Origin of the sequence: Bacillus sp. AR8-1 (assembly GCF_008042345.1) — a bacterium.
GTDB lineage: Bacteria > Bacillota > Bacilli > Bacillales > Bacillaceae_G > Bacillus_A > Bacillus_A cereus.
This window is the reverse complement of record NZ_QNUB01000014.1, coordinates 1-22,607: the sequence shown is the minus strand read 5'-3', so window position 1 is coordinate 22,607 and position 22,607 is coordinate 1. Positions and strand designations below refer to the sequence as shown.

The window sequence follows — 22,607 nt, the reverse complement described above, 5'->3', positions numbered from 1 at the left end:
AATTAGAAAGCCTATACTTAAATCTACAATAAAATAGTTCAGTAAAAAGAGCGTGTTTTCATCTATCTAAACACGCTCTTACAAATATTTAAACCCTATATGAATTGCTTATTCGATTCTGATTTTCTTTTAACTAATATATCTCTTTATATACAATTATCATGCCAGAAGTTTATTGGAAAATGATTGTTCTCATCATAAGCTTCAAATTCATACCCTTTTTCTTTTAATCCTTTTATAATTGCTGGAACTGCCGCGACAGATTGTGGATGAATATCGTGCATTAAAACAATTTCTTTTGAAGACGTTGCACCTGCTAAGACATTTTGAACAATTTTTGCGGCCGCTACATCCACAGGTAATTTATTGTATTTCCAATCTAGAGAATCAATTGTCCAATCCCATACTTTTAAATTATTTCCGACCACTTCATTTCGAAGTGATTCATTTAATCCAGGCATTGACCCATATGGTGGGCGTGTTAAATTCGGGGAGTTTCCAATAACATTTCTAATTAAAGATTGATCCTCTTTCATTTCCTTCACATATTTCTGATTGGTGTATAACTTTTTAAAATCATGTGTCATACTATGCATGCCCACATAATGGTTTTCTACATGCTCTCGTTTCACTAAATCTGGGAACCTTTTCACATTATCGCCAATTAAAAAGAACGTTGCTTTCACATCATTTTTCTTTAATACATCTAATAGGTTAGCTGTATATTTTCCTGGTCCATCATCAAAAGTTAAATATGCAACTTTTCTTTCTTTACCATCAAAACGATTAGGTATTGGTTTTTTTAATTCATTTTTAGGTAGACTGCTCACTTGTTGAACACTGTTTCCCTCTTTCGCATTTACCAGCTTAGGATTTGTAATAGATTGAAACATGTAATACCCTATTGCTACTAATGTAATAGCCAACAATACACTTATAATTCTTTTTTTCTTAAGCTTAATTTTCATATTATAATCTTCTTTCTATCAAATCATTCCACTTTATGTCGTTTAGTTTTACTATCCTATTTGTTTATTAAGTTTTTTAACTTAACCAATCTCAATTTTGGACTAATCATTTTAATAATCTATATAGGTGAAAATTAGTGCCCTGCACTAACGTTCATGGCATTTCCTATAATAGTTAGAACTACTGGAAATAATACTGGTCCTAAGGTAAGGACAATGTTTAAAAGTATAATAAAACTATATAGTAAGCTGTAATTTTTACTATTACCGTTTTCGAATACTAGGATGACTAATGTTATTACAGTAATTAAATGTAGTAATAAAATTATCAACCAATAATACATCATTATAGTAAGATTCCACTTTCCTAATAGTTGGTATGTTACCCCTATTATTATCCCTAATATAGTAACATTAAAGGAAATAAACAAAGTTCTTTTTAGTATTTTAGGAAATGTTTTGTGATCCACAGTTTTATTATATAAACCGATTAAAATGCCCAAAGATAGATATGCTAGTAATAGCCCTACCCAATTCCAGATCCAATCTTGATTCCCCATTAAATTAAACAAAAGCGAAAGGATCCCTCCTACTGCAAAAATCGAGGAGATCATAATACTATTTAAAGCTGATTTCATACTTTTTTCACTTCCTTAAAAATTTTACAATACAGCATTGAAGTCTACTCTTAAGTTGTCCTTTACTTATTAGAATCCTTTTCATTAAAAATCTTGTATGGGAATCTCATCATACAATCCGGTCATCATACCTATTAGCATATAAGAAGAATGGGTAGCCCAGCAAAAATTACATGTACATGATCCCATACCATAATTTTTAAACTTAACGAAGCTCCACCAAATCCTACTCCACATGGTAGATATACAAATAGAGGATGCGATCCATCAACTTTTATTTGTATATCAATTATTCAGACGAGTAGCAACTACTGCATTACCTTAAAATACATACTTTGATTTTTCATCGTTAATAAAATAGCACATTTGATTCTTATTAACTTATGTTCCTCCTTCTTCTACTGCTTTACTATAACCAGCTGTATATTCAAAAATAGTAGCCCCTTTGTTTCTAAGTAAATCTTTTTCCCACTTTTTCGCAGCTGCTGCCATATGTACATACGATATTTTAAAATTAATCATAATTTATTATAATTAAGTATATATTAACAATATATTAAGTATAAGTAAATAAAATTAATAATAATTTAATTTTATTTACTTATTTAAAGGGGATTACATATATGAACGATATTAATGTTGGTCACAAAATTATGACATTTAGAAAAGGTGCCGGATTAACCAGTAAGCTTTTAGCGGAGTTAGCTGATATAACACCTTCCATGTTAAGTCAGATTGAAAAAGGAATTACAAACCCTTCATTACAAACACTAAAATTAATTTCTGTAGGATTAAATATTCCATTGTTTAATTTTTTCTTAGAGGATACCAATACAGAAGAATTAGTTGTACGAGCTAACCAAAGGAAAAAAATAACTTTTCCTGAAAGCGGCAATGTTTCGTATGAGCTATTATCTCCTAATTTAGATGGAGCACTAGAATTGGCTTTAATGAATCTGTTACCTCAAACTGCTTCATCTATGGAGCCTGTGGCACATAAAGGGGAAGAAATAGCATTTATTATGGAAGGACAAGTGAAACTATATCTAAATGATGAGGTTTTACTTCTCAATACAGGTGATAGTGTTAAAATCCCACCTTATGCAAAGCATAAATGGGAAAACAACTCTTTAAACAAAGTCACTGTTATATTTGGAGTAACTCCACCATCTTTTTAATTTCAAATACTAGCGAAGAAAAGTTAGAGAAAATAATTCTCTAACTTTTCTTGTATACATAACTTTATTTTAAGAAAGTAAAAAACTTATCTCTCAATTATATGCGATTATAATCTAAACGATTAAAAGTAGTGAAATAGATCTTTTTAATTACATACTTAATTTACTTTTTAATGTCCAGTATTTTTCTCCATTCGCTTCAAAAGAGAATTCTACCCATCCATTTGGATCTTCACGATAAATAAAGATGGTTGTTCCAGGAGTTACTGTACCAACTTTATTCTCCTCGACAGCTACATCTGGTCTACTTTTAATTTTTAAATTAAATGGATAAGGTACCTGATAGTAAGTAGCTGATGATACAACATTTGAGCTTGAATTGTCTGCATACATTTTATATGGAATTTCATTAGATAACGCGTCGACATCTAATGTTTCAGGATTCTTTGGTAATTTTTTTGCATATGTATAGTCTTCTACACGAAACGGTTTAATACGTTCCATAATGCCTGCAATTTTCTTAGCCCAGCCTTTATCTGATGCATATTTCACGTTCATGCCAGTTAATGTTGGCCCGTTATAATACATACCACTTTCTTCCAAATATCTTTCTCGTACATAATTAGCATTATAAGCAATGCTATCGCCGTAGCTTGGTAAATATTTCGCATATTTAAACGGATCTCCATCATATGCACGTAGACCGAATAGATTATGTTTTTGATATGCGATTTCTGATTTTCCGTATCCAGATTCTAAAATCGCATGCGCTGCTAAATAATGAGCACTCACACCATATTGATTTTGCGCATTGATAAAATCTTGCCCATGGCCAACTAAAGGGCTATCCGAATGATATTTCGCAATAAAACTATCAATCTCTTGAGCTGTAATTTTCGAAGCCACTGTTAAATTTAAATCTTCATATGAGGTAGCAGTAATAATCTCTTTTTCATCGTTTAAATTTTGTTGTAACATATCTGTTTTTGCAGTAAGTTGAGCAGCTTCAGCACGTGTTATAAATCTATTTGGTTGCCAACCGTTCTCGGTACCATTAGAGATTTTTAAATCTATTAAAATATTGGCGTATTTTTCTCCCCAATGCCCTTTTAAATCTTCAAATCTAACCTGCTCGTTATGATTTGCTGTGCTTTGTAGTTTATATGCATTTACTAGCATCGTAGCCATAGCAGCGCGAGTTACTTTTCCAGATGGATTGAAGATTCCATTACCTTCACCCTTAACAATACCAGCTCTTTCAGCAGCAGCAATATAAGGAGTAGCCCAGTGATTTTGTGAATCAGTAAAAGATGGTTTTGCATTAGGATCAATTTGTATCCCTAAAACTTTTGTCATAATTTTTGTAGCCGAAGCTCTGTCCAATGAGTCATTTGAACCAAAAGTTCCATCTGGATAACCATTCAATACCTGTTTATCAACTAAATAATTAACAGATTTATCGGCCCATACAGGAACATCAGGGAATGTATGAGTATCTGCTAAAATATTAGAAGAATAGGATAATATAGATCCTGCAAGGATACCTGTTGCAATTAATTTGTGCTTCATTATAATAAACACCTCTACCATTGTATTTATCAAATTGGGATTTTCTATTTTTATATTTACATGTTTGTAATAATAATAAAATCGTATTATCACACATTCAATTTGATGTAACGAGTATAGTTACTTATATACACAAGTGTCAATGAGTGCCTTTTACAAAAATGTATAATATTTACATTATTTTAAATTTACATGATCTTATAATTGACTTAGGTATAAATTTTGTAAAGGACTTTTTGATAGATTACTTATTAGCTTACCTGAAGAAATCTCTTTAGTTGTTAATTTGCCAACCTTCCTTGTTTACTATTAATTAATCAATTAAAAAAAGAATTTTTTTGTTTAAGAGCTACTTTAAAATCTTAAGTTGATGGATGTGTGAACGTACCGCTACTAAAATTCTTGCTTTTAAATCATTATTAATGTATTATATTTACGTAGAAATATAATGATTATAGTATATAAAAAGGAATCAAATCTATAAGTAAGATTTAAATCCTTTTCCAAGTCAAAAAGACTTTGCCAAAATCTAATATAATTTATGCTTGTCTTTTTAATATGTATCTAGTAAAAACATATTTTTTATCAATGGAATTCTGTTTTCAATATAAATTGAAACTTTTAAATAGATGTTTATTTAGTTTCAATAATAGAAATTAGTGTTCTAAACAAGGAATTATACAAAGTGATCTGAAAAACCTGAGAGATATTGTATGTAGTTTGCTCATCTCCAGGTACTACAATAAAAGAGCCTTACCTCTCTAGGCAAGACTCTACTAGTTTAGTTGTATAATATTTACATGATAACTAAGAAACAGAAAACATATAACACCAAATAACAGCCCCCTATTACTCCTCCTACAGCTAATACCTGTTTAACCCAACTCTTAAATTTTTGATTACTGTAAATCGCTTGCACTCTTTCCATATTTCCTCCTATTAAGGAGAACTCTTAAAGACTCTCACCTCGCTATAGTACCATTAAAAAATGAATAATAGAGATCCAATGTATAAATATGCAATATTGCATACGAAAATGTATTGTTATTATTATAAGCGGTTACTATGATGAGGTTATAAAGATTTATCACATCTTAATACGAAAAAGAGGAGAGAATAATATGGAAATCGCAATGGCAGTTTTAAAATTTATAGGTGGAGCAATCCCATTAATTCAAGAACTTCTAAAAGCATTTATGTAAATTCACTATTTAGCAATTATTTATAAAAATTATTATACAAATAATCTGTATATCAAAAATAAATTGGCTTACATATCATTTGCGTGATCAAGGTCCCTTTAACATGACTAAGGTGACTTTTTAAAATTTTCAAATAATTAATGTTACGTCACATCACCATCAAGTTAGCAAAATAAAATGAAACTTTAACTTGATGGTGATGTGAGTAACAGTTGTGATTTAGAGATAAGATCAGATTATACAAAGTTTTGCACGTCAGCGATACCGGAAATAAAGTTCGCCTTTAGTAGCAAGGATCCCTATTCTTAAATAGCCAACTTGCCTATTTAAGAATAGGAGTGTCAATTTAAATGATGCGTTCCTAGGCACTACTCTTCTTCTAAAATAGCGTAATAATATTCATCCCACCATTCATTCCCATGTGGTATACACTTCCTGAAATAGCCTTCTCTTCTCATTCCAATCTTCTCCATTACTCGATATGATGGGGTATTTTGTGGCTGACATGTAGCTATAATCCTATGTAATTTCATTTCCTTAAAGCCATATTTCAAAGTAGCTTTTGCTGCTTCAGAAGCATATCCTTTATTGAAATATTTAGGATTGAACACCCAACCAATCTCATATGTATGCTCACCAAAATATTTATGAAAGACTATATGGCCAATCAGAATATCTTTATCAATTAATACTACAGGAAAGTTCTTAGCGTTTTCACCAATGTTTTCATTCACAAAGTTTCTTGTATTTTCTTCAGTAAAGACCCCTTCAGGTATGTATTTCATAACATTGATATCTGATGTATACTCATGAACAGCTTGCCAATCTTTGAACTCAAATTTTCGTATTAATAATCTTTCTGTTTTTATAAACATTTACTTTTCCCCCTCAAAAAATTGCAACTATATTTAAACTCCACTTTCAAGGTGAAAATACGGGCCAAACAAACTATCTTACAGCTTGAATTTAGAAACTTTAGGGGTAATGTTTTGACAAATATATTATATAACAAATATTAACATCCACGGGATTTGTTTTTGAAAATTATGCAAACTAAGAAAGAAAGTAGTTTTTTCTTAGATATTATTGTTAATAACTGATGGTATCATTATATTTCATTCTGCAACTTATTTAGAAAAGCTATGTACATTTCGAAGAAGTTCTTCAATAAGTTTTGTTTTTTCATTTACCTTTGTGGCATATGTGAAATCACCATAACAATATGGATACCTAAAATTATTTTTATTTTCACCACAAGTATACATCGCTGGATTTTGATCAACTTTCATCTTAGAAAATTTTTTGGCCGAATCCTCCGAGTGTTGTTTAACTTCTTGACTAGCAATAAAATCAATATACCCTGGCCCCATATTATAACTTTGAATAATTGTATCTATGCTAACATCTTTGTCCGTTCCATATTTGTACATTTTAGCAAAGTGCTTTACCCCTTGTTTAATGCTCAAGCTTGTCTCTTGAATTTCATTTGGCTTTAATCCAAGTGATTCGGATGACTGCATAGGGTCGTTTCCCTCACCTCTACTCTCTTGATACATAATTCCTAATAAAATTGGTGTTTTCTCTCCTAAATTATATTTTTCTAATTCTTTTTTTAAGGTAGACTCATATTGCAATACACGTTTTTCGGTGGCTTGCGCTTTATTTTGTTGAATATTGGTTTTATGATTAAAATATAGCATTCCAAGTATTGTTCCTAAGCCTAAAATACTAATAAGGAACGCTTTTATAATTTGATTTTTACTTGTATCCTTCATATATTCCTCCTCGTATAAGAAATTCAATTTTTCAAAGGTAATTGGTTATATACAAACTATGTAATGAACACCTATCTCCCGCCCTTTTTAGACTCATACATCAATACTTTAAGGTTTCAAGTTTAATATAAAAATTTAAAGATAAGGTAAAGATAAGATAAAGATAAGATAAAATAAAAGGTATTTTTAGCGTACTTTAAAAGATATTGCTACAAACGGATATATGGCACAACTTGTTGATATGAATGGATTTAGTGATAATTGAAAGGTTATTGTACAAGTTATTAATTATGGAGATATTATTCCAGAAGATTTAACCTATCTTTTCAATATGCTTTATATAAAAACTACAACATAACATATAATAAAAAACGGCGGACCCTCAACCTAGAAGAATCCACCATCATAAATAAATGATTATTTCACACCTAGTTTTTCTTTTGCTTTCTTCGGGAGCTCGTCTTCCTGCACTTCCTCCCAAGCTGTTACACCTTTTTATCTGAATAATATACACGTAGGAATGCTTCTTTACGAAGATTCTTTTGTGCAATAAATTCTAACTCTTTTTCTTTACCTTCCTTATCAAAACCCGATAATGTATATTCATACTCCTTTCGCGTCACTTTACCATCCATAGATTTTGAAACTCCTCCTTTTCCATCCATGGCAATTTAAACGTAATATTCACCTTTACCAATACAATTGATATCACACCCAACTAAAACACTTGCAAATACAACTTCCTTATTTTTTACGTACCTGTGTATTTTTATCTTTTTACTCACTTTTATTTTTCTTTCTTAACTAACTTATTTAAGATAATCTCATATAAATTAATTAACGAATTAATGCTATTTGCGACATAAAAAAAGAGAGGCGTCTGCCCCCTAATGATTAGGCCTACGCTACCTTCTTTCTTCACCTTCCCATAGAATTTGTTAACATTATCATCCTTCTCCTAACTAAGATCTTTTACTTTTACTAATTTCATATGAGAAATTCCCTTCAAATGTATACACCAAGAATGAGATTTGATAGAAGATACTTGTCTTCATTTTGACTTTTCCAAAATACGAATAATATACCATTCGTTAATAGTCTGATTCGACTTTCCTTATTGAAACTGGAATATTTAGTAAAATGAATTAAACACGCAAATAACTTGATATCGTATCTCATGATTTTTAAGAATGATTCTGTTTTTCATTGTAGTAGTAAAGTTGTTTATCTCATATTGAATTACCTTTCATCTTTCTTACAAGCTCGCAATATTTTTGAAAATACAGTTTATAAAGCCGAGAATTATTATTTTTTGAGAGATAGCATTGAGGAGTTTTTCATATGCACTGTACTATACGGTACTAGATTCCCGTACAGATTTCATTTACAATTCATTGTATTTTCTCTACCGTTCACCAAGTTAAAATGGAATAAATTACCTTTTCATTATAAGGGCCCCGATATAACAATGGAACGTGTGCAAGGCCTAACTTTTTACACCATGCAACTGTTGCATCCCACGATAAACATTCATTTTTCTCATTCCATATTGAAAAGACATAAAAATAGGACGTCAGTGCTATATAGTGAATACTATGACAAGCATACACATTTTCACCACATATCCGCCAGCCTTCTGGAATTCTATACCCCATATTAGTGATATGGCTATAAAAGTATAAAAACTATTAACAAAGCATCTTAATGTTTATGAAATGCTTTGTTAATAGTTTCTCTTCTCCCTAATCTCCTGCGAGACTATATTTTTTTATTGAAATTTTCCATATCTTATTTGATTTATTTATTCTGTAACACCAGATTGGGTTACTTTTACATCAGCTGTTACACGAAAACGTAAATGTTTATAGGATTCTTCCCATTCTTGACTGTTCCATTTTCTTACGTGAGTTCTACCAAGCTTTCTAAGTCCTATAGGATCTGTGTCTTTTTTAATAAATCTCTTTATCAATGTAGTTGCTTTTTTTTCTATTTCTTTTTCCATAATTTTTTCTAATTTTTTTATTTCTTTAGGATTATCTAGATTTTTTGTTTTTGTAAATTCTTGAATTTCAGCTTTAACTTGAATATGAGCATTTACGAATGGATGCTTACTATTCCCCTCCATCTTATATTTTGTTCTAGCTTTTATATTCTCTATCGTGGCATAAGTGTTTGAAGAACCAGGTAGTTTGAATTGGTATGTACCTTGTTTAAAATTATCTGTCAACAATTTAAATACAAATAAATCTTTAGGGTTCACTTTATCAACCATTTTACATCTTTTAAAAAGTGCTATTCCATTTAACTCCAACACATTCCCTTTTTTAGATATCATCGGTAAATAGGAATCTCTCGCATCATCATCAAGTTGATTTAAAAACATAAAAAAGTTTGTTTTTGGTTGCGTTCCATTGTTCATATTTTGCTCCAGTAAAGAGGATAGATAAGAAGCAATTTCTTTTTCTTTAGAATAGTTCCCCTTTAATAGTGATTCCCCTTTTACATTTGTAATTGCTAAATAAATTGCATTTCCTACACTAGGATTGCGGTTCAAAGTCTCTAAAATTTCCTGCATTCCCTTTTCAATTATTTTTTCATTAAAAATAATAACACGCAATTGCCCCAACTCTAGAGGTCCAGAAGATTTTTCGGATGCTCTTGCAAGAACTTCTCTACCAGTCTGGCCTGATGCTGAATAGATTTTTGTTTCACCTTCCCCGCCTCCTTTATAAGCTGAAATCGCAAAGGTTCCTTTTAGCTTACCTTCTGCTTCAGTATCATATGCCGCAACTTGAACTAAATCAATGTCATCCACAATTTTTGTTTTAGCACAACCTATTAAGAAGACACCCAATATAAGGAAAAGTATCCAGCGCTTCATATTTATCTCCTTAACTTTATTTTGGCCGTTTGAATTAGCCATAGTACAGGTAGGTATACATATATATATACAAAGCCAATTTGACCTGTCCAAGTATTTAATAAGTTAATTTTATTACGGTTATTCAAGAAAAATGACAAAATAAAGATGAATAGGATGATAACTGGCAAAACATATTTTTGCTTTATTCCCAGTGCCTCTTTTATACCACGACTTACTCCCCATAATGTAAAGGAAACATTCGGTAATATAAAAAAAGCCCAAACAGAAACAATAATGTATTCAAACCGCTCTATAAAGGGAAATTGTATAATTTTAATCATGCTTAAATATGCCCATATCGCGTTCGCAAGTTGCTTTTCACTAAAAAACGCAAGAGTTAAAATCATAAGGTATGTGTAGACAATAGTCGTTACTAAATTTGCATAGTGCGCATATTTTTGAGACGTTCTTGCCTTTTTAATAAATGGATAGTACAACAATAACATTTCAAATCCAAAAAAACTAAACATATTTCCTTTCATTCCTTTCATAATTTCTAGGAATGAATGCTGTGCAATTGGAAATAAATTCCGGAAATCTGTATACTGCAAAGGATAAAAAAATGTGAAGATTAGAATGCTTGGGATAACGATTCCAAAGAAGCCGATTCCGGCAACTACACGAAATCCTCCAGTCACAATGTAATAACATAGACCCAAAAACGCCCCCGCTATAACCCAAGATGAAATTGAAGGAAACATCCAAACATGTACTACTTCTATATAAGTATGTAGTGTTGTTGCACCTAACAATACAATATAGGATAAAAAAATGAAGTTGAGCAATCCACCAATCCATTTTCCAAGTACGTTTTGATTGATTGCAATGATGTCTCCATTGCCCTGATTTAAAATCTGATATATGATCCAAATCATAAGATTAACAGATATTCCAAAAAGTAGCGTGCTAATCCACGCATCATTTCCAACTAATTTTGCACTAATCCTTTCAAAACCAAGCATACCAACTCCCATCTGTATAGTAATAATTAAAAAAAATACCATATATGGAGAGACTTGATACTCAATTGGGATCTGTTTCATAATGCTCCTCCCTGTTAAATTCAATCATCAAAATCATTTCTTGATAGTATTTTATTTTTCTCTACCTCTTCTGGATTAAAGCGAAAACGCTGTTTAGACCTTGAAAAAATAGGACGTCGAAACATCGCTGAGATCGGCATACGTATAATACTGTCTTTCCAATCTGTAGGGCGTGTAGGATAAAAAGGAAACAAATAAGGACGTCTTAATGATTCTGTACGTAATAAACGTGCTAAAAGCAAAGAGCTTGTTAAAACAATTCCTAATAAGCCCAATAGGTGTGCAGATATTATAAAAGGAAAACGAATTACTCGAATTGTATTACCAATACGATATATTGGTGCTGTAAATGAACTAAGAGCTGAAAGTGCAACAATGATAATAAGTACGTTACTTGTAAGACTTGCTTCTACCGATGCTTGTCCAATCACAATACCACCTACTATACCGACAGTTAAACCCACTTTAGTTGGTAAACGTGCCCCCGCTTCTCTCAGTAATTCAATTGTTATTTCTAAAAAAAGTGCTTCAATTAATGGAGGAAAAGGTACTTTACTTCTCGATATGATTAACGTTTCAAGAAGTTCTTTTGGGATAAGCTCGTAATGATATGTTAAGATCGAGACATATAATGGCGTCGTTAAGACAGAAAATATAAAAGCAAAAAGCCTTAATAGACGAAAAAAAGAGGCTATAATCCAAGGCATGGTGTAATCTTCTGTCGTAGAAAAAAAATCAATTAATGTTGTTGGAAGAGTGATGGCATAAGGCGAGCCATCTACAAAAAGTGCAATTTTCCCTTCTGCTAATACAGCTGCCACACGGTCCGGACGTTCTGTATTCAAAAATTGAGGGAATATAGAATTCGGGTTGTCTGCAATTAACTGCATCAAATAAGTACTATCCAAAACATGGTCTGTTTTTATTTGACTTACCCTTTTTATAATTTCTTGTAGATTTTGATCATTTACAATTCCCTCAATAAATACAATCGCAACAGTTGTGTTAGAGAGAGATCCTACTTTCAATTCTTTCATTTGTAAATAAGGTGTTGGAAGCTTTCTACGTACTAAATTTAAATTTACATCTAAATCTTCGACAAATGCGATTTGCGGACCCACAATATTATATTCAATTTCAGCTTTTGTAATATCCCTTTTTTCTTTCTTTGACACATTTACTAACAAACAATTTAATTTATCTGTATCGAACTGAATAAGTATATAGCCATTTAAAATACTATCCTGAATATCTTCCATTTGATTTGTTATTTTTGAATTCTCAAAAGGTAAGACAGAGTGAATATCTTGTAACGAATCGAAGCTCTTCTCTTTTATATAAGTCAAAACCTCTTCATGAAATATATTTAAATCGATTAATGTTCTAAAATATGAAATGACTATAGAGGAATTATTAGAAGCAATTTCCAACGTTATAAAATCTTTAGATTTTTTTAGTAATTGCATTAATTCCTGCAAAGATTTTATAGAGTGAACAGGTACTTTTTCATGTGGTTTCAATTGATAATACCCTTCCTTTCAAAAAGAACCTATATATAGTTTTTAGAAATTTCTATTTTAAAAATGAGGGATATTTATATGTCAATATGCTCATTAAAAATAATTCCTTTTTAACTAACTTAACCAAAATTAGTTAAAAAATGTATTACAAGTAAAAAATTGAAATGTCTCCAAGAAAAATTACAATATTAAAAACATCCTTTCTTTTGGTTCTAAAGAAAGGATGTTTTTATAACAGGTTTTTTCAAGTGTCTATTCTATAGGGTACATTTACCAGTATTCTTCTCTTTATTATTTCATTAAGTAACATTAGCATTACATTTTGTATGGTTTCTTAAAAAATTTCAGTAAAAAGAATATATTAATTTTGAAGTGTACAAATAGGGAGCGTGACTTCAACTATAGTCCCCTTATTCACTTTACTCTCAATAAATACCTTTCCCTGATGTGTTTCAATGATTTTATAACAGATCATTAACCCTAAGCCAATCCCCTCTTCTTTAATACTATAAAAAGGTTCTCCGAGGTATGGTATACGTTCTTTTGGAATCCCACACCCTTGATCGATAAAACGAATACTTACTTGATTATTATCAAGTATATTTAATTGAATGAGAATTTCTCCTCCCATCGGCATAGATTCAATTGCATTTTTTAATATATTAACAAATACTTGCTTTAATTGATTTCCTTCACATGAAATCAATGGAATACCAGGGTTAAGATCGATTCTAAATTTTATATTATGCATCATTGCTTGAGGTTGTAGTAGCATTAAAACTTGATCCATTAGCACACTAATGTTATTAGGTTGCATTTTTACCACCTGTGGTTTGGCTACCGCCATAAATTCAGTTGTAATGCTCTCTATACGCTCAATCTCTGATGATACTATATTAATATAACCCTGATTATTCTCACTTTCCGTTGATTTTAGTAATTGCATGAACCCTTTCATTGCAGTTAATGGATTATTAATCTCATGAGCCATTACAGTCGCTAATTGTCCTACAACAGCAAGTTTTTCAGATTTTCGTAATAATTCTTCTGTTTTTAGCCGTTCAGTGATATCACGAGAAATACTTAGGAAAACTTTTTTACCATTTAAGTTAAAAACACGAACACTAAACTCAGTTGTTATTACTTTTCCTGTTGGAAAAACATATTCATCTTGCAAAGTGAAGGAAGTTTGTCCTTTTTTAATTTTTTCTAATAACCTTACGATCATTTGAGAATCTTGTGGTACTATATTTGAAAATGATAATGAGAGCAACTCTTCTCTACTATATCCAAACCTTCTACACCCAACAGGGTTTACCTCAATAAATCGACTTGGAGCATTCTCTTCATTCAGCTCTACTACATATACCGCATCAGTTGCTTGTTCGATTAGTGCACGGTACTTCATTTCACTATCTCTTAATTGCTGGTGTAATCGATGTCGTTCTCTTTCTGCTTGTTTTCTTTCAGAGATGTCTCTACATATTGCTGATAAAGCTATCACATTTCCTCTTACATCTAGTATAGGGGAAACTGTCAGACTAACATCAAGAAGACTCCCATCACTCCTTTGTCTAACAGTTTCTAATCTAGTAACCACAGATTCTCCTGTTAGAATTTTCTGAATATTTCTAAGCGATTCTTCCATTAAAAAATCTGGTACACAAGGTAATCTCTTACCTATGATTTCTTGTGATGACCACCCAAATATCTTTTCATAAGCTTTATTCGCTTGTAAAATATGCCCTTCTCGATCAGAAATGGTAATAGCATCTAGATTGTGCTTTATAAATGATTCCAATAATTCTTTGGTAGCGCTTAATTCTGATTCTACCTTTTTCCTTTCGGTTATATCAACTGTAGAACCAACAACTTCAATAACTTGTCCATTTCGTTTAATCGGCCTAAGCGCAATAAGAATAATAGTTTTATCATTTGGCCAAGGTAATTCAAATATAATTTCTTTTCCTTCCCATGCCTGAAGATAGTACTTCATCAATTGTGGAACTAAATATGGAGGAACAATAGAAGCATCAATAGTACGTAAGCTTTTTCCTACCACCTGTTCAGAATAAAACCCGTTTTGATAATAAAACTGTCCATCACATAAAGTGTGTATAAAGTGCTTACCCACTTTTTTAAATTTAAAAATTCCTCCTTGAAGCTCATGTACGGTATCTGCAAGTTCTTGCTTCGATTTTTTTAATTCTCGATTCATTTTAGATAAGTCCTGTGTTAAATGATACAATCTCTGGTAGGCTTCCATAAGAAATAGCCCAATTAAAAGTCCTAACGCTATATATAATAGGCCTCCTGTGTAAAGTAATGTAGTATTAAATAATACGCCAACTAACCACTTTATTCCAATAAAAACAGAAAAATATAACGATGCACTTTTAAAAGGATGTAGTTTTTTAAAATAAGTTTTAAAAGTAGAAAATAGAATCCCCATACCTAAATAAGCAATCACAGGAGGTTCCCAATACCCTCCAGTGTAAAAGATGCGCATTACAATTATGCTAATTAACGTAATCCAACCAGCAATACGACCAAAGTAAATAAAAGATAGAATAAGAGGAACAACTCGAAGATCGTAGGAAAATCCCATGTATGGAAAAGAAAAGAACATTAACGTAACTGCAATAATCCCTCCATAGAGCTTTTCGAAATATCGACTAGAATTAATTGTAAACACTTGAATAAATATTGCTGCGCTAACTAATAAAGAAAAAATAGAAAGGTTGATGAAATAATCTTTAATAATCATGTAATGTCCCTCCTTGCATTAAGTGTATTCGACAAAAAAGCTAAAAATCCTACAAATTGTATAAACAGTTCAAATGCATAAATTTTAAACTAGGATAAAATCTGGAAAAGTAAATAAGGAGCACAGCAGATGAGATATTTTAATGAAAAATAGTTCAAAAAAGATAATAGTAACCGTTGACTACTATTATCTTTTTTCTTTAAGTTATCGTAATACGTATGAAACTCTAAGGGACGTGGTATGTCATTTCATCAAACAATGATTATATACTGAGTCATGAATATAGAAACTTCAACAGTAATTTTTGAAAAATAACATAAAAAACAAAACTATCTTTGAAAATGAAAAAAATCTATATAAATGTCAACTAATCTATGTACAAAAACGTTCACTTAATTTTGCATAAAGTCACTCCACTTAGGAAGCTAAGTAGTTCTTCAAGGTCGATAAGAACACCTGTAGATGCTTCAGGATAACTACATAATTGTATGAGTAATGTACTTGAAACCTTTCGGTAAAACCATACACATAATACAACTAACTCCTTGGTTCAATATTTACTTTTTCGCTGAACAAATTCTTTTTCTTGAGCAAAATATTCTAGGATATAAGGAGATTTTTCAATTAACTTGGTGTCTAGTTTATTCTCCAGCTCCAATTACTTCGTTACTTTCAGATTCAGTTCATTATATTTTGTACTTTGTCTTTATACACAACATATTCTTTACCATCCACTACTGCTACTACCGCAAATTCATCATTTGGATTGAATGAAAGCCAATCAGCCCACATGTTAGTATTAGCCCCTCCACTCCACATATTATGAACAGTGTTTTTAGTTAAATTCATAACTTTATAAGACGCATTTGGCGCATTTGTTCCAGTCTTTATTTCAAAAGTGTATGCGTTATGAATTTTTTTATAAAAGTAGAAAACGTTTGATGGACGAAGCTGATTCAAAAAATCCTGTTCTTTTTTCTCTGCAATTTTTATCCCTTCTTGCAAAGTGACAACATCTGTTTTTAATGTTTTCCAACTGTTTTTCGCTGCATTCAAGCTGGGGGTTAAGAATTTATATTTATTTTGATCAGCTTTTTGATCAGCTTTATCAATATGTCCCAGTACACCCGAATATTGAGAATCTAAATCCTCCCATTGCGTAGACATATAAGTAAGAGCAGTGATAGCACTATCAAGCATACTATGCATATCACTAATATTATGAAATGCAACTCCAACTACACGATTCAATGTTATTTTATAATCTACAGTCTGACGTAATTTTGCTAATTCAGGTTCTAGCCAACCTAACTTACCTCTTGCATCACCTATCATTATGCCACCAGCAATCAAGGTTGGAATAAAGGGGATTTTCACCATGTCTAAGCCCTTAGATTCTATGTCTTTCTGATATTTTACTTGTCCTAAAAGGTCCTCTAGACGCTTTTGGTCAGCCTCCACATCAGCACCTTGGTTTTTTAAAATCGATTGCAATGTCTCTTTATGACTTCCAAATGTTCTAACATCTTCTCCAATAGCATTTTTTAATTGAATTAATTCTTCTTTTAATGCTTTTGCAGACTTTTGATTTTGTTGAATTCCTCCCTGTAAATCTGTGATCCCTTTTTTTAAAGTATCTCCATTTCCAGTATTGATCGCCTCTACTAATGTTTCATAATAATTTTCAAATTTTGTATCGTATTCTATAATGCCTGTCAATGTATCAAAAAGCTGTTTTTTTACTTGTGTATTCCATGTAACAGCATGTGCTCTTGCATTCTTTTGATCTTGTACAATTTTACTAGGTAAATCTGCATTTCCATTAATAGTTATTCCTTCAAAACTCACATCTGGATTATTAATTAGCAAATAAGAATATTCATTCATAGCTTTTGCAAATAAACCAGCATCTTGCAAAGCTTTTTTCATCTGTTCTTCATTTGCTGAAAGAGATATATTTTCATTGTTCGTTTGTTCAATTTCAATTGCAAAAGTTTCTAGTGGTATGACTGCATAAGTAGTTGTTATAGTTAAAAACGCTGATATAGCGAGTAGTTTATTAGGGATTTTTTTCATCATTTCGTATTCCTCCTATATAAGGCATGGTTTCAAGTTCTAATCTTATTAAAAAGCGATGTCTTTCAAAATGATTTCTACATCTTTTATCAATATCGTTTGAACTTTCTTTAGCAGCCTTCAAATCATTAAGTATTAAAGAAAATGTATATAATCTACTTCAAATTAACCGATTCTGTTGCAAATTTAAAAAAAGCAATTAAACTACAAGGTTATTTTTTATTCGAATCATACTTATATATAATTGAAAGGCGAAGTCTTTAATGAGACTCCGCCTTTCTGTTATATAAGGATTTATTAATTATTACTTTTCTGTTTAACAGTGTAATCATAGACTTTCTATGTTTTAGTTCACTTTACAACAGAATTAATATTTCCCTATTTTTGTGGAGTAACAGTTTCCACTTTTAATTCCTTTATTCCTTCTTTTAATGTAACAGCATCTGTTCGTAATGTTTTCCAACTGTCTTTCGCTGCATTTAAATTAGGTTTTAAGAATTTAAATTTATTTTGATCGGCTTTTTGAGCTGCATTCTCAATATGCCCTAGAACGCCCGAATATTGAGAATCTAAATCATGCCACTGCGTGGACATATAAGTAAGAGCGTTAATAGCATCATCAAGGGCCTTGTGCATTTCATTAATATTACTGTAAGCAACTCCAACCACACGATTTAAGGTTACTTTATAATCCACGGTCTGACGTAATTCTGCTAATAAAGGCTCTAACTTACCTAAATTATCCCTTGCTACTCCCACTATAATACCGCCAATTATTGGTAGACCCAAAATAGCGCCCTTCATTACATTAAACCCATCAGATTCTAATTGTTTATAATAGTTTACTGATCCTAATACTTCTTCTAGACGCTTTTGATCGGCATCAACATCTGCACCTTGATTTTTTAAAATTGACTGCAAGAGCTCTTTATTACTTCCAAATGCTCTAACATCGTGTCCAATAGAGTCTCTTAATTTAGTTAATTCTTCTATTAGTTGTTGTGCATACTTTTGATTTTGTTGAATTTCACCTCGTAAATCTGTAATCCCTTCTTTTAAAGTTTCTCCATCCCCTGTATTAATCGCCTCTATCATTGTTTCATAATAATTATCAAATGTTGTATCGTATTCAACAATACCATTCAATGTATCTAAAAGCTGTTTTTTTACTTTCGTATCCCAAGTAACGGCATGTGCCCTTGCATTCTTTTGATCTTGTACGATTCTACCAGGTAAATCTACATATCCATTAATGGTAATTCCCTCAAAATTCACATCAGGATTCTTAATTAACATATAAGAATAGGCATTCATAGATTTTGCAAATAATCCAGCCTTTTGCAAGGTCTCTTTCATTCTCGCTTCATTTGCAGAAAGAGCCGTATCTCCATTGTTCGTTTGTTCAATTTCACTTGCAAAAGTTGTTACTGGTGAAACTACATTAGCAGTTGTAATAGTTAATAGCGTCGATACAGCGAGTAATTTGTAAGGGATTTTTTTTATCATTTCATTTTCCTCCAATTTAGGTTTTAAATTTCAGTTCTACTCCTGTTTAAAAGCAATATCTTTTGAAATGAATTCTGCATCTTTATGAATATCATTCCAACTTTCTTTAGCGGCTTTTAAATCATCTGGTATTAAAGAGAATTTGTGGTCTTGCATAGAATCGATATTATCCAATAAATCTGTATAATTTGCGCCCATTGTATTCCATTGCTTTTGAATATTTGTTAGAGACAATATCGCTTGATCTACAGTCTGATATAAATATGCCAATGTTTCTTTCGCGTTAGTAAGTGAAAGAACTGCTTGATTAGCACGATCTGCTTTCATACTTAATTCTCCGATTTTGTTAGAAATTTCATTATAGGAGTCCATATGCTTAGATGCTGTGACACCAGCCGCAGTTCCTAGACCGATACCAGCTGCACCAAGAGCCGAGAGTCCACCAACAACAGCCGGTGTTGCTGTACCGCCAGTTACAACAATAACTACCGCTCCTCCAATAGCTGCAATAACTAAAATAGCTGCTCCCAATCCACCACCAATTGACCATGCTAATACATCATCAAAATGTTTTTTCTGAGTAGAACGAAGTTGCTCAATTTCAGCTTGAAGTTGTGGAATCGTTGCCTGTTGACCTGCTAATATTGCAGTTAATCCACCTTTCCCATCTGGACCACCAACATTATTTTTAAAATCTGTAGAATTTTGATATAGTTTTCCTTTGAAGTCTTGTAGCATCTTAATCACATCTGTAACTTCTTTTGAATTTGTATTGATTGTAGTAATTAAATCATTTATACCCTCTTTTAGACCTGCCTTATCTTTCTTTTGTACAGTTTCTACTAATGTGTCGTAATAATTTTGAAATTGTTCATCGTAATTTACAATATTACGAGCAGTTTTTTGAATCTGTGGCTTCGCTGTATCTAACCAGTAATTCGCATTGATTCGTGACAGCTCTTGATTAAGGTGAATATTTTTGAGCAACTCTCCCCCCTCTGACCCTAAATCGATATTAGATAAATTTACATTTGGTTGCTTAATCATTGTTTTTGCATATAAATCCATTACTAGAATATGAGACCCTGTTTCAGCCAATGCTTTCTTCAGTCCTTCGGGTCCTAATGCATAATTGCCTACTTTTTGTTCTTGAGCGGTCGTTTCTTGTGCAAATGCATGAATAGTGTTACCGGTAGTAGCAGTTATAACAGTTGCTAATGTAGCTAAAGTTAGTACTTTGAATGGAAATTTTTTCATGACTATTCTCCTTCTTTCGCTAAATGCTTATAATCTTTATGAATTCCCCAAAAACGCAATATTAAAATTTATATACTTGTTCTTCAAGGTAACTTATTACATTTTTTAATTGTCTTAATGTATCTTTTTGAGACTGCTCGTTAGTTGTATCAACATTAGTAGATAATTTTGTAATGCTATTTTTTATTAGATTTAAATCTTCTTTATAGCGCTTTAGTAGATCCAGTTCTACATCTACTTGATTTGCAAACGTATGCAAATCATTTTGTGTAAGAAGAAGCATTGATTTTTGTAAATCAGCTATTGATAGTTTCGTTGTTAAATCATATATTTTTTGATTTTGTTTCTCTAAATCATCTAAATATGCTCGCTGTTCTGCTGTTAATTTATTTACTTCAGCAAAAACACCAAATGTTTTCTTAATCTTTTCGGTATCAATGACCTTCATCAGGTCATACTCTTGTGTTTTTGCTGCGGCTGCGGCTGCTATTTCACCTTGTTTGCTTTTCTCAATTGCTTCACGAGCTGCTTTTTTTGCTGATTCAATCTCTAGAGCAGTTTTACCTTGTTCTGTCGCTTCTTGCGCCGCTTTTTTCTCCGCTTCTAGAATAGAGTTGTTAATTTCTTTTCCTTTGTTATACGCTGCCACCCCTACTTGAGCAGCTGGTTCAATAATTTCTTTTGAAAGACTATAAACTTCTTTGAATATAGCAAATCCCTGTTCATTTAAAGCCCCTGGTATTAATGCAATTTGCTGTAAATCATTTTGAATTGCTTTTTTGGTATTTAATATTTCATTTTTTAACTGATCTATTTTTCCTGTTCCATCTGTACTTAGTATGCCTTGCGCAGTTGCCACATTAGTATCAAAATCTTTTAATTTTTTATCAAGCTGTAATTTAAGATCTGTTAATTCATTGATTTGTCGTTGCGCATTTTCTTGATTCGTCATAGCCATTTCTTGAAGTACTTCAAGTCTATCCGAAAACCCTTCTCTATCTTCTTTATTGTCTACAAACGATTTTAATGTCGGGTAATAACTATTAAATTTTGTTACAAATCCTTTACTTTTTGAATTTAATAGAATTAACTGTGGATAGAGTTCCGATGACCATTCCTTCATATCTTGTTTGATTAGGAATTGATTGGTATTTAAAGCTGGGACTTCCTCTAGCTGTACATTAGGACTCATTAAAGATTGATCAATATACGTTTGGATTAATTTAGATTGCGCACCTAATTTTCGTAATGATGAAGAAATATCCATGTTTTCTTGTTGAGTTTCTGCTTGAACGATTGGTGTTGCGAGAGTATTGATAGGAATAGTTGCTCCAGTTACAATGGATGTTATTAAAAATCCTGTCATTATTTTAGTTTTCATTCCGTACACTCCTTTACCATTGTTTTTATAACTTAATTCATATAACTTGTACGACCGCTCTCTTTGTAAACTGGAGAAGAAGGAGAAATCTTTCAGATACGTTAATATCGTTGTTTTTTACTTCTAATAGGATGTAAGGATTTTATTTATCTCTCATTTCGATACTCTATTTTTTAAAATATAAATAACAAAAATTTATTAACTATATTTGAATCAGGCACCCTATGAGTAGTAAATTATTAATTCTTTCCTAAAGTTGCGGTTTAACTTACAGAATCGTGAGGATCAATAAACCAATGCTTACAGTTAATCTTGTCATAACATTGTTTAATTTCAATTTGATAATATCCCTCTTAGTTTTGTCAGCAAACTCCTTACTAGACAACAAAAGGTGAAATTATACTGTACATTGCTTATACTTTTATTGCGGAATAACTTCACTTTTGTTATGCAGAAACTTAGAACACGTTTATTACCAATTTGATTCTTGACCTCTCATAAACAAAAAGACTATTCAGAAAAATATTCCCAACATAATGTTACTTATAACTTCACTATAATTCCTATTAGCGTAACCTTCTCCTTTCTGTCTGGTCATACCAGTTATGTTGTTCATTAAAACATTAAATTTTTAATGCGTAAATAGAAAAATTTTGTCGATTATGCTCGATAATTTACTGCTAAATAAAAATATGAACCGAAAAAAATTATATAAATATAGTTATTTGTAAATTTCATTTCTGTAATTGTAATGATTACAAATTAATGTGTATACGGTTAAAAATAACTATTTTAGCTCTGCCT

The 22,607-nt window shown here is 31.4% G+C and carries 17 protein-coding genes and 3 pseudogenes; 2 read left to right on the top strand and 18 right to left on the bottom strand.

The window, feature by feature from the left end; genetic code table 11:
* Positions 1-146 precede the first annotated feature (146 nt).
* From DN400_RS08795 to DN400_RS08780, 3 genes are all read right to left on the bottom strand, one after another.
* Complete coding sequence (locus tag DN400_RS08795) at positions 147-968, bottom strand: peptidoglycan-N-acetylglucosamine deacetylase (RefSeq protein ID WP_147801635.1); 822 nt, start codon at positions 966-968, stop codon at positions 147-149.
* Positions 969-1,102: 134 nt separating this feature from the next.
* Positions 1,103-1,606 carry a DUF3902 family protein gene (locus DN400_RS08790; RefSeq protein ID WP_000833542.1) on the bottom strand — a complete coding sequence of 168 codons (504 nt, stop codon included), beginning with the start codon at positions 1,604-1,606 and terminating at the stop codon, positions 1,103-1,105.
* A 381-nt stretch (positions 1,607-1,987) separates the two neighbouring features.
* Positions 1,988-2,128 carry a hypothetical protein gene (locus DN400_RS08780; protein WP_003260087.1) on the bottom strand — a complete coding sequence of 47 codons (141 nt, stop codon included), beginning with the start codon at positions 2,126-2,128 and terminating at the stop codon, positions 1,988-1,990.
* Between the two features lie 101 nt (positions 2,129-2,229).
* Here DN400_RS08780 and DN400_RS08775 point away from each other — a divergent pair, with 101 nt between their 5' ends.
* Positions 2,230-2,784 (top strand): helix-turn-helix domain-containing protein, encoded by a 555-nt coding sequence (locus DN400_RS08775; RefSeq protein ID WP_000997922.1) that lies wholly within the window; start codon positions 2,230-2,232, stop codon positions 2,782-2,784.
* Between the two features lie 150 nt (positions 2,785-2,934).
* Here the strand turns inward: DN400_RS08775 and DN400_RS08770 are convergent, their stop codons facing one another.
* Positions 2,935-4,353: an S-layer homology domain-containing protein gene (locus DN400_RS08770; RefSeq protein WP_000680995.1), complete on the bottom strand. Its 1,419-nt coding sequence runs from the start codon at positions 4,351-4,353 to the stop codon at positions 2,935-2,937.
* 796 nt (positions 4,354-5,149) lie between these two features.
* On the bottom strand, positions 5,150-5,281 hold the full coding sequence (locus tag DN400_RS29810) for a hypothetical protein (RefSeq protein ID WP_000442767.1): 132 nt from the start codon (positions 5,279-5,281) through the stop codon (positions 5,150-5,152).
* Positions 5,282-5,369: 88 nt separating this feature from the next.
* Here DN400_RS29810 and DN400_RS08765 point away from each other — a divergent pair, with 88 nt between their 5' ends.
* A complete protein-coding gene (locus DN400_RS08765; protein ID WP_002094014.1) occupies positions 5,370-5,555 on the top strand; it encodes a hypothetical protein in 186 nt (61 codons plus the stop codon).
* Positions 5,556-5,923: 368 nt separating this feature from the next.
* On the opposite strand, the gene DN400_RS08760 is transcribed toward DN400_RS08765, so the two are convergent.
* From DN400_RS08760 to hblC, 13 genes and pseudogenes are all read right to left on the bottom strand, one after another.
* Complete coding sequence (locus tag DN400_RS08760) at positions 5,924-6,430, bottom strand: GNAT family N-acetyltransferase (RefSeq protein WP_000470143.1); 507 nt, start codon at positions 6,428-6,430, stop codon at positions 5,924-5,926.
* A 252-nt stretch (positions 6,431-6,682) separates the two neighbouring features.
* Positions 6,683-7,330: a lysozyme family protein gene (locus tag DN400_RS08755; RefSeq protein ID WP_016512821.1), complete on the bottom strand. Its 648-nt coding sequence runs from the start codon at positions 7,328-7,330 to the stop codon at positions 6,683-6,685.
* Between the two features lie 417 nt (positions 7,331-7,747).
* Positions 7,748-7,995, bottom strand: a pseudogene (locus DN400_RS08750) (YxeA family protein).
* Between the two features lie 762 nt (positions 7,996-8,757).
* Positions 8,758-8,988: pseudogene (locus tag DN400_RS08745) on the bottom strand (RNA ligase family protein); the annotation flags it as partial.
* A gap of 143 nt (positions 8,989-9,131) precedes the next feature.
* Complete coding sequence (locus DN400_RS08740; RefSeq protein ID WP_000832858.1) at positions 9,132-10,211, bottom strand: Ger(x)C family spore germination protein; 1,080 nt, start codon at positions 10,209-10,211, stop codon at positions 9,132-9,134.
* Positions 10,212-10,213: 2 nt separating this feature from the next.
* Positions 10,214-11,296, bottom strand: a complete 1,083-nt coding sequence (locus DN400_RS08735; RefSeq protein WP_000809706.1) for a GerAB/ArcD/ProY family transporter — start codon at positions 11,294-11,296, stop codon at positions 10,214-10,216.
* A gap of 20 nt (positions 11,297-11,316) precedes the next feature.
* Positions 11,317-12,816: a spore germination protein gene (locus DN400_RS08730; RefSeq protein WP_147801634.1), complete on the bottom strand. Its 1,500-nt coding sequence runs from the start codon at positions 12,814-12,816 to the stop codon at positions 11,317-11,319.
* A gap of 361 nt (positions 12,817-13,177) precedes the next feature.
* Positions 13,178-15,583: a PAS domain S-box protein gene (locus DN400_RS08725; protein WP_147801633.1), complete on the bottom strand. Its 2,406-nt coding sequence runs from the start codon at positions 15,581-15,583 to the stop codon at positions 13,178-13,180.
* Between the two features lie 430 nt (positions 15,584-16,013).
* Positions 16,014-16,241 (bottom strand): annotated as a pseudogene (locus DN400_RS29800) (hypothetical protein); the annotation flags it as partial.
* 20 nt (positions 16,242-16,261) lie between these two features.
* Complete coding sequence (gene hblB, locus DN400_RS08720) at positions 16,262-17,662, bottom strand: hemolysin BL regulatory component HblB (protein WP_000976148.1); 1,401 nt, start codon at positions 17,660-17,662, stop codon at positions 16,262-16,264.
* A 375-nt stretch (positions 17,663-18,037) separates the two neighbouring features.
* The gene (hblA, locus tag DN400_RS08715; protein ID WP_000591969.1) at positions 18,038-19,165 is read right to left on the bottom strand and encodes a hemolysin BL binding component B; all 1,128 of its coding nucleotides are present in this window, start codon (positions 19,163-19,165) and stop codon (positions 18,038-18,040) included.
* 36 nt (positions 19,166-19,201) lie between these two features.
* A complete protein-coding gene (gene hblD / locus DN400_RS08710; protein ID WP_000714435.1) occupies positions 19,202-20,422 on the bottom strand; it encodes a hemolytic enterotoxin HBL lytic component L1 in 1,221 nt (406 codons plus the stop codon).
* 61 nt (positions 20,423-20,483) lie between these two features.
* Entirely contained in the window at positions 20,484-21,803 is a 1,320-nt protein-coding gene (gene hblC, locus DN400_RS08705) for a hemolytic enterotoxin HBL lytic component L2 (protein ID WP_086388011.1), read from the bottom strand.
* Positions 21,804-22,607 lie beyond the last annotated feature (804 nt).